Origin of the sequence: Stenotrophomonas sp. PD6 (assembly GCF_049199305.1) — a bacterium.
Classification (GTDB): domain Bacteria; phylum Pseudomonadota; class Gammaproteobacteria; order Xanthomonadales; family Xanthomonadaceae; genus Stenotrophomonas.
In genome coordinates, this window is record NZ_JBLZQD010000001.1 from 350,407 (window position 1) to 365,248 (window position 14,842).

Genomic DNA, 14,842 nt, shown 5'->3' on the forward strand with positions numbered 1-14,842 from the left:
TAGTTTAGGGCCGCTTAGAGCGCTACATGGGCCACGTGCAGAAGCGCGCCACTTCTGTCGGCCATCGGCATCAACGGCACTGCGCCAAACGCCGACGACGAGGCCGATGGCAATGCCATTGCCGCCACCAGCGACTGCAGTTCCGCCCCGCCTGCCGCGCCTGCGGCCGGAAGCGAACCGATGATGCTGTAGGCATCCCAGACGGTGCCGTCGGCGAACCAGACCTCGTCGATGGCGGTCGGCCAGTCACCCTCGATCTCCGGCAGGAAGTCGACCAGGGTCAGGCTGTCGTCGGTGCCGGTGACGCTCAGCACCACGTCGCGGCCGTTGCGGCTGAGCGCGACCTGGTCGGCGCTGATGCCATCGCCCAGCTGGACCACGTCCCAGTAGATCCCATCCGGGTCCTGGCTGATCACCCGGTCCTGGCCGTAGCCCGCGTTGAACACGAAGATGTCGTTGCCATCGCCGCCGGTCAGCACGTCGTTGCCGGCACCACCATCGAGCACGTCGTCGCCGTCACCGCCGTCGAGCACATCATCCCCGCCGCGACCATACAGCAGGTCGTTGCCCCCCAGGCCCTGGATGATGTCGGCCTGCGCGGTGCCGTGCTGGTACTGGTCGGTGTCGTTGCCCACCAGCTGCTGCGCATACAGGTCGGCAATGGACCAGGTTGTGCCACCGTCGAAACGCACCTGCTGGATCGGACTGGGATCGGTGAAGAAGCCTTCCAGCGTGATCCAGTCACCATTGGCGTGCTGCAGCCGAAGGTCGGTGGCACTGCTCACCAGGTGGAAGTCACCGGCGACGATGCCGGCACCGAACTCGACCACGTCAACGTCGCCCTCGTCGGCCTGCGTGCCACTACCGACCACGGCGTCCTTGCCCCAGCCCTGCTGGAAGCGGTACGTGTCACTTCCCCTGCCTCCCTCCAGCCGGTCGTTGCCGGCACCCCCGATCAGGATGTCGTCGCCGTCGTAGCCGAACACCACGTCGTTGCCGGCGCCGGCGTCGATGATATCGGCCACGTCGCGCCCGTGGATGTACTGCGCGGCGCTGGTGCCGCCCTGTTGGGCAAGGATCAGGTCATCGACCGACCACACCGTACCGTCAACGAAACGGACTTCGTCAACGACGCGGTCACCGCCCGCCAGGATCTGCGAGAAGAATCCACCGATCAGGATGCGCGCGCCCGACGCATGGGTGAGGATCAGGTCCTGCGCGGTACTGCTTGCGGTGAAGTCCGCTGCGGAGATGTCCTCGGCGAAATAGATGCGGTCCACCCCCTGGCCATCCATAAGCGGATTCTGGCTGCGGATGACATCCCTGCCCCAGCCGCTGGCGAAGTAGTACGTGTCGTCACCCTGGCCGCCATTGAGCTGGTCATCGCCCGCCCCGCCCTCGAGCAGATCGTCCCCGCCACCGCCGGACAGGGTATCGGCGCCACCGAGCCCGCGCAGGTGGTCGCCGGCCGATGTGCCCAGCAGGGTATTGGCCGCGTTGGTTCCTTCCCGGGTCTCCATGATGGCGGCCTGCAGTTGCGCCGCGTCCAGCACGGTGCCGTCCGAGAAGCGCAGCGACAGGCTCGGCTGATTCCAGGCAAACCCACCGAAGACGATTCCGCCGTTGTCTCCCAGCGTCTTGATGGTGAGGTCGCTGCCATTGCTGATCAACACGACATCCGCCCGGGTCAGGCCCGGACCCATCAGCACTTCGTCATTGCCATACATCTGGCTCGCGTTGACGTAGTCCATGCCGTTGCCGCGAACGTAGTAGTACGTATCGTTGCCGCCACCGCCCTGCAGCTGGTCGTCGCCCTTGCCGCCATCCAGCAGGTCGTCGCCCTCGTCGCCGTAAAGGTGATCGTCACCATCGCCGCCGCGCAGGATGTCGTTGCCTTCGCCGCCATGGAGCTGGTCGTCGCCCGTCCCACCGAGCAGCAGATCCTCGCCGGCAAGCCCATAGATCGAATCATTGCCACCACCGCCATCGAGCGTATCGGCCAGGTGGGTGCCGTAGATGACCTGGTCGTCGTCGGTGGGCAGATTGCCGCGCCGATTCAGCTCGGCATAGTCGATGAAGGTGCCATCGGCGAAGCGGACACCATCGATGTAGTAGCTGTTGCTGTCCCACTGACTGTAGAAATTGGCAATCGTGATGACATCGTCGGGATGGCCATCCAGGCGCAGCTCCAGGGTATCGCCGACCCGGTTGACCAGCAGACTGGTGGCGGAGATGCCGGCAGCGAACTCGATGATGTCCGTGCTGGCCACGCCATAGCGGTAGCGCACGTTCTGGATGACGTCCTGCCCGAACCCCACATCGAAACGGTAGACATCGTCGCCCGCGCCGCCGTCGAGGAGATCGTTGCCGGTACCGCCGGTGAGGATGTCGTTGCCGTCGCCACCCCACAATGTGTCGTCGCCGGCATCCCCATTGAGGACATCGTCGCCGCCGTTGCCGTAAAGAGTGTCGTTGCCGCCGCCACCACTGATCGTGTCAGCACCTTCGGTACCCCGCAGCTGCTGGTCGCCGTCATTGGGCTGCATGGCCAGCTGCATGAGGTCGCTGGTGGTCCAGATGACACCGTCCGCAAAGCGGACCTCATCGATGGCAAGGCTCTGGTAGTCCTCGAAGTACTTGATCGTCAACCTCTGATCGCCTGCCTCGAGGACAAGATCACCGTTGACCAGGGAGACACCGAACATCGTGGACACCAGGTCGCCGGTGAATTCAACGACGTCAATGCTGTTGGGGTCCCAATCGTCATTGGTGATCGTGTCCTGGCCGAAGCCCGGGCCTAAACGATAGATGTCGTTGCCGTTGCCGCCGTACAGCGCGTCGTTGCCGGCCCCTCCGATCAGGATGTCATCGCCATACCCGCCCGCGATGTAATCGTCACCGTCGCCACCCTCAAGAATGTCATCCCCATCATCACCGTACACGTAGTCATTGCCTGCACCTCCGTCTATCGTGTCATTGCCGGCCTGTCCGCTCAGGCTGTCATTGCCCGTTCCACCGAAGACGATGTCATCCCCTCCGCCGGCGCTGATGTAGTCATCACCGCCTCCGCCGTCCAGCAAATCGGCCCCGTCACTGCCGACGATCCGCTGGTCCGCGTCGGACGGCATGTTGACACGTCGGTTGATTTCTTCGCGATCCCAGATGACGCCGTCCGGGAAGCGGATGCCGTCCACCCCGAATGCGTCCCCGTATTCGAAATGGTACTGCACCTCAATGCTGTCGCCGGGACTGCCTTCCACGGTGATGAAGAGCCCGTCCCCCCTTCGCACAAGACGCAGGTTCTCTCTGTCGATGGTGTTGTCGAGCGCGATGATGTCGACATCGCCCGGACTCCGCCTGGTGAAGAGGGTGTCCTGGCCGAATCCTGCGCTGAACAGGTACGTGTCGGAGCCGCCGAAACCGCCGAGTAGCGTGTCATTGCCCGCGCCGCCCACGAGGAGGTCATCGCCAGCGCCACCGTCCAGGGAGTCATTCCCCTGCCCACCGTAGAGCTGGTCGTTTCCAAGGCCGCCGTCGAGGACGTCGTCGCCCTCGCCACCATGGATCGTGTCGTCGCCGCCCTCCCCGTACAGCTGGTCGTTGCCTGTGCCGCCGAAAACAAGGTCATCACCCGAATCGGCACGGATGATGTCATTGCCGCCCCCACCATCGATGGTTTCAGCAAACTCCGAGCCGTACATGACCTGATCGGCATCCGTCGTCAGGTTGAGCATCCGCGCGATCTCAATCCTGTCCCAGACAACGCCGTCGGCGAAGCGGATGCCGTCAACGCCACCGAACGTCTGGTAGGACTCGACGCGGATCTGGTCGCCGGGCATGCCTTCCACGCTGATGATCAGGTCATTGCCATCCCGCTCGATCCGCACATTGCTGCGGTCGATCGTGGCATCGAACTCGATGATGTCGACGGTCGCATCATCCCCCCAGTTTCGGATCAGGTCCTGGCCGAAGCCCGCGCCGAACCGATAGATGTCGGACCCGGCATCGCCGTACAACACGTCGTCACCGGCGCCCCCGACCAGAATGTCGTCGCCTCCGAAGCCCGATATTTCGTCGTTTCCGCCCAAGCCATACAGGATGTCCGCATCTTGAGTGCCATACAGGCTTTCCTGCTCTTCAGTGCCGATGATGGGGTTCGGGTCGGGCATGATGCGGTTCCTTGAGGTGCGGCAGTCGATATCGCTGCCGGCGTCCGGGGCGGGTGGGTGGCGGGTATCCGGCAGCGGTCCGGCTGCGGTCAGTCCCCTAAGGGGACATCCCACGCTGCAGCAAAAGGTTTAGCCCCACTGCCAGCCCTGCCGACCTCCGCCTGCCGGAAACGTCCATCGTCACGACCTCCCTCGCTGGTATAGTTCGTGCATCGTGACGGGCAACCCGCCCGTCCTTGGATCACAGGGAGCGGGTCATGGGTCTTGTTCAGGCGGTGAAGGGTGCAGTCGGCGGCGTGCTGGCCGACCAGTGGAAGGACTTCTACACGGTGCCGGCCGGGCTGCCGTCCACCGCGGCGCTGTTCGCGGCCGTGCCGCAGGGCACCAATGCCGGGCGTGGGTCCAACACCAGCGGCTCGTCCAACATCATCACCAACGGCTCGAAGATCGTCGTGCCGGAAGGCTACGGCCTGTTGCTGTTCCAGGACGGCGCAATCACCGGCTTCGTGGCCGAACCGGGCGGCTATGAGTGGCGCTCGGATGACCTGAACTCGCAGTCCATCTTTGCCGGCGACGGCATCGTCACCCCGCTGATCAAGCAGAGCTGGGAGCGCTTCAAGTTCGGCGGCCAGCCGGGCGGCCAGCAGGCGGCGTTCTTCGTGTCGCTGAAGGAACTGCCGGACAACCGCTTCGGCACGCAGTCCGAGATCTATTGGGACGACGGCTTCCTCAATACGCAGGTCGGCGCGATCACGCGCGGCTCGTACACGCTGAAGATCGTCGACCCGATCCTGTTCGTGAAGAACTTCGTGCCGGCCGCGTACCTGCAGCCGGGCAAGGTGTTTGACTTCACCGATCTGGACAACGCGGCCGCCAGCCAGCTGTTCAATGAAGTGGTGGGCTCGCTTGCCCCGGCCTTCAGCCTGTACACGAACGATCCGGGCAAGGGCAACCGCATCACCAAGCTGCAGCAGGATTCGCTGGGCTTCGCGCAGAGTCTCTCTGCCGCCGTCGAGCAGGGCTACCAGTGGAAGTCCGACCGTGGCCTGGCCATCGTCAAGACCGCCATCGTCTCCATCGAGTACGACGCCAACACCCGCGAACTGCTCAAGACCGTGCAGCGCGCCGACGCGCTGTCCGGCGGGCGTGGCAATTCCAACCTGCAGGCCAGCGTGGCCCAGGGCATCCAGTCCGCCGGTGAGAACGGCGGCGCGGCGGGCCTGGTGGGTGTGGGCATGGCCAGCGGCATGTTCGGTGCCGGCAGCCTGCAGCAGCCGGTGGCCCCGGCCGCGCCGGCGGCTGAAGATCCGGTGGCCAAGCTGACCAAAGCCAAGGAGATGCTGGACCTCGGCCTGATCACCCAGGACGACTACAACGCATTGAAGGCCAAGGCGTTGGGTCTGTAAGGCGGACGCATAACGATCATGTCCGACCCCAGAACCCCGCCCCCGCTGCCCGGGGGTCCGCCACCGTTGCCGGGCGCCGTCACCGGCCCCGGTTCGCCGCGCGATGTCCCGCCCCTGCCGGGCAGCTTCCCGCTCGACCCGGCCACCCTGCCCGACCCGATCCGCGCCGAGATCGAGGCGCCCGACCCGGTCGCCCTCGACACCAGCGCCGAGGAACTCAAGGACGGCCTGAACCGCTGCCCGAAATGCGGCTCCAGCGACGTGCGCCTGAAGCTGGGCACCGACGTGCTCGTCTGCCAGTTCTGCCGCCACGAATGGCACGGCGCGCTGGTGGAGCAGGAATTCGGCCTGGGCGAAGGCCTGGACCAGCTGCGCGGCACGATCATCGCCTCGGGCGCACGCGACATCGAGGCCGGCACCGCCAGCCTGATGAGCTTCAAGTGCACCGGCTGCGGCGCCGAAGTAACGATCAACACCGAAACCACGATGACCGCACGCTGCCATTGGTGCCGTCACGTATTCGGAGTCAATGAGCAGGTGGCCAACGGCGCCGTGCCGGATGCGGTGCTGCCGTTCCGGATCACGAAAGACGATGCGGTCGCGCGTATCCGCCAGTTCGTGGACAAGCGCAGGCTGTTCGCGTTGAAGGCCTTCAAGGACCAGTTCACGCCCGAGAACGTGGTGGGCGTCTACATGCCCTACATGATCGTGGACAGCAATGTCAGCGCCAGCGTGTCCGGCCGGGGCGAGATCAAGACCCGCGAGTACACCCGTGGCGAGGGCGACAAGAAGAAGACCTACTACGACGCCGACATCTACCAGGTGGATCGTCAGGTCGACTTCACCGTGGACGACCTGCCGCTGGAATCGTCCGCGGAGCGTGGCAATCTCGATACCAACACCAACACCAACAACATCATCAACACCATTCTGCCGTTCGATACGAAGAATGCGTTGAAGTGGAATGCGTCGTACCTGCTGGGCTTCACCTCGGAGAAGCGCACGCTGGACGTGGAAAAGATGCGGCCACGGCTCGAAGACCAGCTGCTGTCCATCGCCCGCGCACAGGTGGAAGGTTCGGTGCGCCGCTACGACCGTGGCGTGCGCTGGGAACAGGAACAGCTGGACGTACATGGCTCGCGCTGGGTCTCCATGTACCTGCCGGTGTGGCTGTATTCGTACCACCAGCCCGGCCGCAACGGCGGCATGCTGCATTACATCGCGGTCAACGGGCGCACCGGTGAAACCATGGGCAGCGTGCCAGTGCAGCAGTGGAAACTGCTGTTGGCCGCGCTCACCACCGGCACGATCGTTGAAGCCATCACCCTCTGGTTCCTGGTAGCTGCCTCATGAGCGACGATAGTGGACTCTGGTTGCTGTTGGCTGGCCCCGCCAGCGCAACGGCCTTGTACTGGGCGCTGTACCGGTACTACCGCAACACCGACAAATCGCACGCGTTCGAGCGCGAGACCACCATCGAGGCCAAGCCGGTCACCGGCGCGGACCGGCAGGTCGATACCATCTCGGGCACGCAGGAGACGCGGATTCGCGGCGACAACGTGCGCGAGTATCGAAAACGCGTGGTACGCCAGCCCCCCAATCCCCCCACTACCCTGGTTGATGATTCATGAAGAAGCTTGTTTATTTCGCCCTGTTGCTCTGCTCCCTGTCCCTGCTGACCGCCTGCACCGGTGGTGTGGGTGGCGCGGGGAGCGCTGGCGGCGCTGCCAACGATGAAACCTCGCAGCTGAAGGACCCGAAGGTCGGTGACCTGTACGCGGCGGAGCTCTCGGAGCTTGCCGAATTCGAGGTTCCGGGCGGCAAGGCCTTCGGCCTGCTGAAGGTCATCAACGTCGCCCCGGACACCGTTACGGTCGTCACCGACAGCAGCGCGTGGGACGACACGATTTCCGCGAAGCGCGAGCTGCACGGCGACCTGAAGCAGGTCGTGTGGGATGGCGAGGACGAGATCGTGCTGGCACGCTCGCAGCTGCTGGAGATGCACCGCAAGGAGGTCATCTTCGGGGTGCGTCGCGGCGGCGCCAACAACTGATCGGAAGGCGCGCGTATCGCGGATTCATCCGCGATACGCGCAACGCCTGCGTAGTTTTACCGACCCGAATTGACGCACCAAGAGGCGTTGCGCGGGTACATTGGTCATGCGGGCGGCTGCCCGAACGTTCCCCGCAACGGCACAGGTGAACAGTCACATGACCCATACCCCCTCGCCCGCCACCGAGGCCGAGCCCCCGCTGAGCGCCGGGCTGGCGGCAAAGATCCGCACCCACCTGGCCAATGAGCGCACGCATCTGGCCTATCTACGCACGACCGTGTCGTTGATCGGCTTCGGCATCACGATCAACCGCTTCAGCCTGTACCTGATCCAGAACGACGACGCGCCGCAGGGCGGCCGCCTGTTTCTGAAGGACGTGGGCAACGCCGGGCTGGGCATGGTGGGGCTCGGACTGGCGCTGCTGGTCTGGTCGCTGTACCGCTACTGGCGCGTCAGCCTGGACATTGAACACGGCCGTCATGTGTCGCGTCACAAGGGCATGATCGTGGCCAGCATCGGCCTGCTGCTGATGGGCGGCCTGACCGCGCTGTGGCTGTTCCTCGATCCGCGCTGATCCTGCGGAGACGGCGACGCCCCCGCTGGCAGCGGCTGCTGCGGGCGGGGGCGTTGGCTTGGCGCAAGTCCGGTCAGGACCCGGAGGAACTTTCCATCATCTTCTCCAGCACCTGGTCGAGGCTGAAGCTGGCCGACTTCTGCCGCGGCGGGAATTCCTTGAAGGTGGCCAGGAACTCCGCGATGACCGCCTGTGCCGGCACCAGCAGGTAGATGTGCCGGAACATCCAGTCGTAGAAGGTGTTGGAGGTGATCTGCGCGCGCTCATAGGGGTCCATGCGCATGTTGAAGATGTACGGCGTGCGCAGCACCACGAACGGCTCCTGCCAGATCTTGAGCGTGCCGGGCACGCGCTGCTCCATGAACAGCATCTTCCAGTTGTCATAGCGGAGTGCCGCAACGTCGCCATCGTCGGTGAAGTAGATGAAGCCCGGACGGGGACTCTTTTCTTCCTTGCCGGTCAGGTAGGGCACCAGGTTGTAGCCGTCCAGGTGCACTTTGTAGGTGGTCTTGCCGATCTTGTAGCCCTTCTTCAGTTTGTCCTTGATATCCGGCTCGCCGGCGGCGGCGAGGATGGTGGGGAACCAGTCGAGATGGCTGACGATCTCGTTGGACTCGCTGCCTGCCTCGATGCGTCCCGGGAAGCGGACCATGCACGGCACGCGGTACGCGCCTTCCCAGCTGGAGTTCTTCTCGTTGCGGAATGGCGTGGTGCCCGCATCCGGCCAGGTGTTCATGTGCGGGCCGTTGTCGGTGCTGTACTGCACGAACGTATCGTCGGCAATGCCGAGCTCATCGAGGAAGTCCAGCATCTCGCCGATGCACTTGTCATGGTCGATCATCACGTCGTGGTACTCGGACTGCCAGCGCCCGGATTGCCCGCGGCTCTCCGGCTTGACGTGGGTCCAGGCGTGCATGTGCGAGGTGTTGAACCAGACGAAGAACGGCTCGCCCGCATCGTGCGCGGCCTGGATGAATTTCTTGGCGCCGGCCAGGAACTCGTCATCGCAGGTTTCCATGCGCTTGCGGGTGAGCGGGCCGGTGTTCTCGATCTTCTGCCCGCCCTTGCCGTCGGCCCAGCAGTGCAGCACGCCGCGCGGCCCATACTTCTTCTTGAAGTCCGGGAAGTCCTTCTTGTTCGGGTAGTCGATCTCCTCGGGCTCCTCTTCGGCGTTGAGGTGGTACAGATTGCCGAAGAACTCGTCGAACCCATGCATCGTGGGAAGATGCTCGTCGCGGTCGCCGAGGTGATTCTTGCCGAATTGACCCGTGCGGTAGCCCAGCGGCTTGAGCGCTTCGGCAATCGTGATGTCCTCGGCCTTCAGGCCCAGCTCCGCACCGGGCAGCCCGACCTTGGTCAGGCCGGTGCGCAGTCCGCATTGGCCGGTGATGAATGAGGCGCGGCCCGCGGTACAGCTCTGCTCGGCGTAGCTGTCGGTGAAGATCATGCCCTCCTTGGCGATGCGGTCGATGTTCGGGGTGCGGTAGCCCATCAAGCCCTTGGTGTAGCAGCTCAGGTTGGCTTGACCGATGTCATCGCCCCACATCACCAGGATATTCGGTTTCTTGGCCTTGGTTGCCATGCGTGCCTCTCCGGTTGGGTTGGATCGTTGTGACTGGGCCCTTGGGGCCCGCGAGGTTGAGGGCGACCCTCATCCCGGGTTCGCCACGCCCGATGGCGCCCTGCGTCTGCGCCATTGGATGTAGGGAATGGCCAGTACCGTCGCCACGAGCAGGTACAGCACGATCGTGGCCGCCAGATGTGGCTCGTCCGGGAAATTGCTTTTGGCGATGGCCAGCGCGATGGCCGGATGCCGGCTTGCGGTCGACAGCGCCAGCACGGTGCGGCGTTCCGGCACGGGTCCACCCAGCAGGTGCCCGACCAGCAGACCGATGATCACGAACGCCGCAATGGCCAGTACCGTGCCGTTGCCCAGCAGGTGGGTCACCGCCGGCATCACGGCATAAAGCACAAGGGCGGCGCACCCGAGCAGCAGGATCAGCGACAGCAGTGCAATGGGACCCACCAGCCTTGCTGCCAGCGCCGGCCATGCCGCGCGGACGGTCATGCCGGCGAGCAGCGGAATCACGATCATGACCACCACGACCTTGGCGATCGCCAGCGGCGACATGCCGAACTCGCGGTGGAAGTAGGTGCCCAGCGCCATCAGGATCAGGGGTATCAGGGCCACCGACAGCAGGCCCATCATCACCATCAGGCCCAGTGCGTAGGCCCCCTCGCCGCCGGCCTTGGTTCCTTTTTTGGGCAGCAGCGGCGGTATCGGCGCCAGCGCCAGCACCACCAGGGCGATTTCGGTCGCCCGCGGCAGCGCGAACACCTCCACGATCAGCAGGGCCACCAGTGGCATCGCCACGAACACGGCCACCACCGAGCGCAGCAGCAGCCCCGGGTGGCGCAGCAGGAAGCCCGCGTCCGCTACCGTGGCACGCAGACCGAACGAGAAGACGGTGCCGATGATGCTGGCCTGCAGCCCATGCAGGATGAGCGCCTGCGTGTTCATGGCGAGGCGTCCACCGCCATGTCCGGGGTGTACACGCTAGTCCTCCCTCGCCGCGGCGGTACGCTCGGGCGGGCGCTTCCACGGCCAGAAGCCTTCCACCTCCAGCACCACCGACCAGCTCAGGAAGGTGCGGATGATCACCAGCAGGCCCAGCGAGAGAATCGCGTTCATCGTGCTGTCCAGCGCCACGGTGCGCACGATGTCGGCCGCGACCAGGATTTCAAGGCCGAGCAGCAATGCACGGCCCAGCCGACGCCGGTAGCGCTCGTAGCTGTCCGCGCGGTCCTTGTGCTGTACCGCCAATGCCAATACGTACACCACCGTCGAGACGACGATGGTGGCGACGATCAACCCGATCGCGAGCAACTCGATGCCGAGTGCGGACCACTCGACCCACTGGATGGCGGCTTCTTCGCTGGGCATGGGCGTATTCCGATGGGACGAGCCGGGTGGCATGACGAGGGAGCGCGCGGATGCGATGGCACGTCGGCCAGGCATCCAGATTGAACGCCGTGGACGGTTGCGACCAGCGTTTAACTACCGAGCTCCGCTCAGTAAATTTACGTGTCTCCAGGTGCTGCCGGAGTAGCGATAATGCAGGCGTCTGAATGGGTGGACGCACACTGCTTGCCTTACCAAGGAGTCGTCATGACGCGGTCCTGGAACATGTGGTTGTGCGTGATGATGATGACCAGCGCTGCGCTTGCGGTCTGCCCCCCGCTGCATGCGCAGGACGCGACGGTGCAGGCAGCGGAAACGGTGCGGTATGCCAACCGTGACATCGCCGTCTTTCATGAAACCCTGAGCGGTGCGCCGCCATCGGTGCGCATCCAGCGCGCCACGGCGACCCTCCAGGGGCTGACCGACACCGACAAGCTGCAGCCGGTGAACACGCGAATGTTCGAGTACGGGGGCAAACCCGCCGCAGCCATTCAGGTGGGTAGCCACGTGGCATTCGCACTGCTGCCGGGAGACACCCTGGTGGAGGCCCGGCCGCTCGAGCAGGAAGCGGCTCGTGTCCAGGCTAATCTGCAGCAGGCGCTGGATGCGGAACATCAGCAACGTCGTCCCGAGATACTGCTGCACGGAGCGATTGTCGTCCTGGTCGCCACTGCGCTGGCCGTGCTGCTGGGCTGGTTGATCCGCCGCGGCACCCGCCTGCTCGAGTCCTGGCTCGAGCGGCGCCTGCAGCGTGCCGGCGCCAGAATGCAGTGGCGTGACTATGTGCGGCCGCTGCTGACGCGGTTGTTCATCGTGCTCACATGGCTGGCCCAATTGCTGGTGCTCTATGTCTGGGTTGCGGTCCTGCTGGCGGCGTTCCCCCTGACCCGCCCGCTGGGCGCGGGGCTGCGCGGCTTCTTCCTCGACAAGCTGCGTGACCTGGGCCGCGCGGTGGTGGACGCCGCGCCCGGGCTCGTCACCGTCCTCTTGATCCTGTTCCTGACCCGCGCGGTTGCAGAGGGCGTGCGGCTGTTCTTCGACAACGTGCAGCGCCGCAGCATCCGCGCGCCACTGATCCACCCCGAGACGGCCTCGGCGACCAAGCGGCTGGTGACGATCGCGGTCTGGGCGATGGGGGTGGCGATCGCCTATCCCTACATACCCGGGTCCAGCAGCGACGCGTTCAAGGGCGTGTCGGTGATGCTCGGCATCGTGTTCACGCTCGGCTCGGCGGGCGTGGTCAATCAGCTGATGAGCGGCATGGTGGTGGTGTACTCGCGTGCACTGCGGCGCGGCGACCTGGTGGAGGTCGATGGCATCGAGGCGCGGGTGGTGGAGGTCGGTAGCCTGGCGACCAAGCTGGTCAACCTCAACCGCCAGGAGATCACGATTCCCAATTCGGTGCTGGTGGGCAATGCGGTGCGCAATTATTCCAAGCTCGCCGACGAAGGCCCCGTGTTCCTGTCCGTGAAGGTCACCATCGGGTATGACGCCCCCTGGCGGGAGGTCCATGAAATCCTGCTGGAGGCGGTGGCGGCGACCGATGACCTCGCGACCCTGCCCCCGCCTTACGTGCTGCAGCGGGGGCTGAATGACTTCTATGTGGAGTACGAGGTCTTCGCCGCGCTGGAGCATGCGCTGGAACGACTGCCGCGCAAGCCGATGATCCTGTCCGCGCTGCATGCCAACATCCAGGACGCGTTCAACCAGCACGGCATCCAGATCATGTCGCCGCATTTCATGGCGCAACCCGAGGAGGCCATTGTCATTCCGCCGGGTCGCTGGTTCCCCGGCACGCCCTCGCCCCCCGCAGCAGCGCCTGGAGACCGGCAGCCATGAGCCTTCACACACGCCTGTCGCGCTGCCTCGTGGTGGCCGCTTCGCTGTTATTGGTGCAGGGCTGCACCAGCATTGGCCCGAAGAGCATTCCGCGCGATCGCATCGAGTACTCGACGGTGATGGGCGACTCGTGGAAGGAGCAGACGCTGCTGAACATCGTGCGCCTGCGCTACGTCGATGCACCGGTGTTCCTGGATGTTTCGTCGGTGATCAGTTCCTACACCGTCGAGGGTCAGGTCGACCTGCGTGGCAACTTCTTCGGGGGCAGCACGCCGAACAACCAGTCGCTGGGCGGCTATGGCCGCTATACCGACAAGCCCACCATCTCCTACACCCCGCTCACGGGCGAGAAGTTCAGCCGCAGCCTGCTGCAGCCGATTCCACCGGTCGCCGTGTTCTCGATGATCCAGGCCGGCTACCCGGCGGACTTCATCCTGCGCGCGACGGTGCGCGGCATGAACGGGCGCTACAACCGCGCCACCGGGGTCAATCACCGCCCGGCCGAACCCGAGTTCGAGGCGCTGGCCGAGGCAATGCGGCGCATCCAGCTCTCCCAGGGGTTGGGCATGCGGATTGAACGGCGCGACGGCCAGGATGTGACGCTGCTGTTCTTCCATGGCGCGTCCGATCCGGCGCTGCAGGCCGACATCGCCACCGTGGTCCGGCTGCTCGGTGTCACCCCGCCACTGGACGAGATCACGCTGACCTACGGGGCCATTCCGCGCAACAGCAAGGAAATTGCGGTGCAGACCCGCTCCATGCTGGAGATCCTCATTGAGTTCGCCGACGGCATCGACGTTCCGGCCGACCACATCGCCCGTGGGCGCACGTACCCCGGCACGCTGCAATCTGCGGCCGCCGCCGAGAACCCGCCGCTGGCGCTGATCCATTCGGGGACGGAGCGCCCGGCGCAGGCGTACGCGCAGGTGCGCTACCGCGATGCCTGGTACTGGATCGACGACACCGACCTCCGCTCCAAGCGCGCCTTCACCTTCATGATGATGTTCTTCTCGCTGGCCGAGACCGGCGTGTCGCCGCAGACGCCGGTCATTACGGTCGGGGCGAACTGAGGGCCGGGCTCAGTTGCCGGACGCGGTCACCGTACAGGCGACGCTGACGGCCACGCTGCCGCCAACCGGCAGCGCCGGTACCGTGACGCCGCCGCCGAACAGGGCGGCCGCCGGGATGCTGGCCGGGCAAGTTGCCCCGCCGCTGGCGGTGCAGCTGCCGGCGGCGGTGCAGCTCAACCCGGTGCCCGGCGCATCGGCCAGTACGGCATTGGTCACGTCCACCGCGCCGACGTTGCTGGCCGTCAGGGTGAAGGTCACGGTGCCGCCGCTGGCCACGACGGTGGGGCTGGCCTGTTTGCTGATCGCAATATCCGGCGCGACCTGGGTGTTGACGAAGGTACAGACCAGCGTCGCGGCCGGCGGCAGACTCGCCGCCGGGATCGTGAGCGTGGCACCGGCCAGCACGCCGATGCTGCCCGGCACCGTGCCGCTGGTATCCACGCAGCTGGCGGTGTCCAGCGTGAACTGCGCGTTCGCGGCCTCGGTGAGCGTGACGGCAGCCGAGGGATCGGTCACGGTGAATACCGTCGCCGAGGGCGTCGGCGTGCCCGCCGTCGTGGTGGTGATCGCATCGCTTGCGCCATCCAGGTTGGTCAGCGTGTAGTTGAACGTGCCCACGCCGCCCTGGCTGGTCTTGGCCAGCTGCACGCTCTGCGCGTGCACCGCCGGCGCCAGGCCCACGCACAGCAGCAGCACCCACAGCACACCCGGGCGACGGCGTGGAGGCGTGCGCAAGGCGGTGTGGCTGACAGGAAGTCTCATTGCGCGC

General features: G+C 65.4%; 12 protein-coding genes. 7 read left to right on the forward strand and 5 right to left on the reverse strand.

Annotated elements, in window-relative coordinates:
• Nucleotides 1-14: 14 nt before the first annotated feature.
• Nucleotides 15-4,169 carry a calcium-binding protein gene (locus ACOZHM_RS01435; RefSeq protein WP_421567166.1) on the reverse strand — a complete coding sequence of 1,385 codons (4,155 nt, stop codon included), beginning with the start codon at nt 4,167-4,169 and terminating at the stop codon, nt 15-17.
• 257 nt (nt 4,170-4,426) lie between these two features.
• Between ACOZHM_RS01435 and ACOZHM_RS01440 the strand changes: the two genes are divergently transcribed.
• The 5 genes from ACOZHM_RS01440 (at nt 4,427) to ACOZHM_RS01460 (ending at nt 8,202) form a co-directional block, all read left to right on the forward strand.
• Nucleotides 4,427-5,575 carry an SPFH domain-containing protein gene (locus ACOZHM_RS01440; RefSeq protein WP_421567167.1) on the forward strand — a complete coding sequence of 383 codons (1,149 nt, stop codon included), beginning with the start codon at nt 4,427-4,429 and terminating at the stop codon, nt 5,573-5,575.
• A gap of 18 nt (nt 5,576-5,593) precedes the next feature.
• Complete coding sequence (locus ACOZHM_RS01445; RefSeq protein ID WP_421567168.1) at nt 5,594-6,928, forward strand: TFIIB-type zinc ribbon-containing protein; 1,335 nt, start codon at nt 5,594-5,596, stop codon at nt 6,926-6,928.
• Nucleotides 6,925-7,206, forward strand: a complete 282-nt coding sequence (locus ACOZHM_RS01450) for a hypothetical protein (protein ID WP_421567169.1) — start codon at nt 6,925-6,927, stop codon at nt 7,204-7,206. Before ACOZHM_RS01445 ends, ACOZHM_RS01450 begins: the two co-directional genes overlap by 4 nt.
• Nucleotides 7,203-7,628 (forward strand): hypothetical protein, encoded by a 426-nt coding sequence (locus ACOZHM_RS01455; protein ID WP_421567170.1) that lies wholly within the window; start codon nt 7,203-7,205, stop codon nt 7,626-7,628. Before ACOZHM_RS01450 ends, ACOZHM_RS01455 begins: the two co-directional genes overlap by 4 nt.
• A gap of 157 nt (nt 7,629-7,785) precedes the next feature.
• Nucleotides 7,786-8,202 carry a YidH family protein gene (locus ACOZHM_RS01460; RefSeq protein ID WP_421567171.1) on the forward strand — a complete coding sequence of 139 codons (417 nt, stop codon included), beginning with the start codon at nt 7,786-7,788 and terminating at the stop codon, nt 8,200-8,202.
• 73 nt (nt 8,203-8,275) lie between these two features.
• Here ACOZHM_RS01460 and ACOZHM_RS01465 read toward each other — a convergent pair whose 3' ends face one another.
• The 3 genes from ACOZHM_RS01465 to ACOZHM_RS01475 all read right to left on the reverse strand — a co-directional run bounded on the left by ACOZHM_RS01465 (nt 8,276) and on the right by ACOZHM_RS01475 (nt 11,146).
• Nucleotides 8,276-9,784 carry an arylsulfatase gene (locus ACOZHM_RS01465; RefSeq protein WP_421567172.1) on the reverse strand — a complete coding sequence of 503 codons (1,509 nt, stop codon included), beginning with the start codon at nt 9,782-9,784 and terminating at the stop codon, nt 8,276-8,278.
• A gap of 69 nt (nt 9,785-9,853) precedes the next feature.
• On the reverse strand, nt 9,854-10,723 hold the full coding sequence (locus tag ACOZHM_RS01470) for a bile acid:sodium symporter family protein (RefSeq protein ID WP_421567173.1): 870 nt from the start codon (nt 10,721-10,723) through the stop codon (nt 9,854-9,856).
• 36 nt (nt 10,724-10,759) lie between these two features.
• Nucleotides 10,760-11,146: a DUF1622 domain-containing protein gene (locus tag ACOZHM_RS01475; protein ID WP_421567174.1), complete on the reverse strand. Its 387-nt coding sequence runs from the start codon at nt 11,144-11,146 to the stop codon at nt 10,760-10,762.
• A 225-nt stretch (nt 11,147-11,371) separates the two neighbouring features.
• Between ACOZHM_RS01475 and ACOZHM_RS01480 the strand changes: the two genes are divergently transcribed.
• Both ACOZHM_RS01480 and ACOZHM_RS01485 read left to right on the forward strand, forming a co-directional pair.
• The gene (locus tag ACOZHM_RS01480) at nt 11,372-13,003 is read left to right on the forward strand and encodes a mechanosensitive ion channel family protein (RefSeq protein ID WP_421567175.1); all 1,632 of its coding nucleotides are present in this window, start codon (nt 11,372-11,374) and stop codon (nt 13,001-13,003) included.
• Nucleotides 13,000-14,073 carry a hypothetical protein gene (locus tag ACOZHM_RS01485; protein ID WP_421567176.1) on the forward strand — a complete coding sequence of 358 codons (1,074 nt, stop codon included), beginning with the start codon at nt 13,000-13,002 and terminating at the stop codon, nt 14,071-14,073. Before ACOZHM_RS01480 ends, ACOZHM_RS01485 begins: the two co-directional genes overlap by 4 nt.
• Before the next feature lie 9 nt (nt 14,074-14,082).
• Here the strand turns inward: ACOZHM_RS01485 and ACOZHM_RS01490 are convergent, their stop codons facing one another.
• Nucleotides 14,083-14,835 (reverse strand): prealbumin-like fold domain-containing protein, encoded by a 753-nt coding sequence (locus ACOZHM_RS01490; protein ID WP_421567177.1) that lies wholly within the window; start codon nt 14,833-14,835, stop codon nt 14,083-14,085.
• Nucleotides 14,836-14,842: the final 7 nt, after the last annotated feature.

Bases quoted from the DNA above. Each gene is read 5' to 3' on its own strand.
- ACOZHM_RS01490 (WP_421567177.1), bottom strand. From the start codon at position 14,835: ATGAGACTTCCTGTCAGCCACACCGCCTTGCGCACGCCTCCACGCCGT.
- ACOZHM_RS01440 (WP_421567167.1), top strand. From the start codon at position 4,427: ATGGGTCTTGTTCAGGCGGTGAAGGGTGCAGTCGGCGGCGTGCTGGCC.
- ACOZHM_RS01435 (WP_421567166.1), bottom strand. From the start codon at position 4,169: ATGCCCGACCCGAACCCCATCATCGGCACTGAAGAGCAGGAAAGCCTG.
- ACOZHM_RS01455 (WP_421567170.1), top strand. From the start codon at position 7,203: ATGAAGAAGCTTGTTTATTTCGCCCTGTTGCTCTGCTCCCTGTCCCTG.
- ACOZHM_RS01445 (WP_421567168.1), top strand. From the start codon at position 5,594: ATGTCCGACCCCAGAACCCCGCCCCCGCTGCCCGGGGGTCCGCCACCG.
- ACOZHM_RS01465 (WP_421567172.1), bottom strand. From the start codon at position 9,784: ATGGCAACCAAGGCCAAGAAACCGAATATCCTGGTGATGTGGGGCGAT.
- ACOZHM_RS01485 (WP_421567176.1), top strand. From the start codon at position 13,000: ATGAGCCTTCACACACGCCTGTCGCGCTGCCTCGTGGTGGCCGCTTCG.
- ACOZHM_RS01470 (WP_421567173.1), bottom strand. From the start codon at position 10,723: ATGAACACGCAGGCGCTCATCCTGCATGGGCTGCAGGCCAGCATCATC.
- ACOZHM_RS01480 (WP_421567175.1), top strand. From the start codon at position 11,372: ATGACGCGGTCCTGGAACATGTGGTTGTGCGTGATGATGATGACCAGC.
- ACOZHM_RS01460 (WP_421567171.1), top strand. From the start codon at position 7,786: ATGACCCATACCCCCTCGCCCGCCACCGAGGCCGAGCCCCCGCTGAGC.
- ACOZHM_RS01475 (WP_421567174.1), bottom strand. From the start codon at position 11,146: ATGCCCAGCGAAGAAGCCGCCATCCAGTGGGTCGAGTGGTCCGCACTC.
- ACOZHM_RS01450 (WP_421567169.1), top strand. From the start codon at position 6,925: ATGAGCGACGATAGTGGACTCTGGTTGCTGTTGGCTGGCCCCGCCAGC.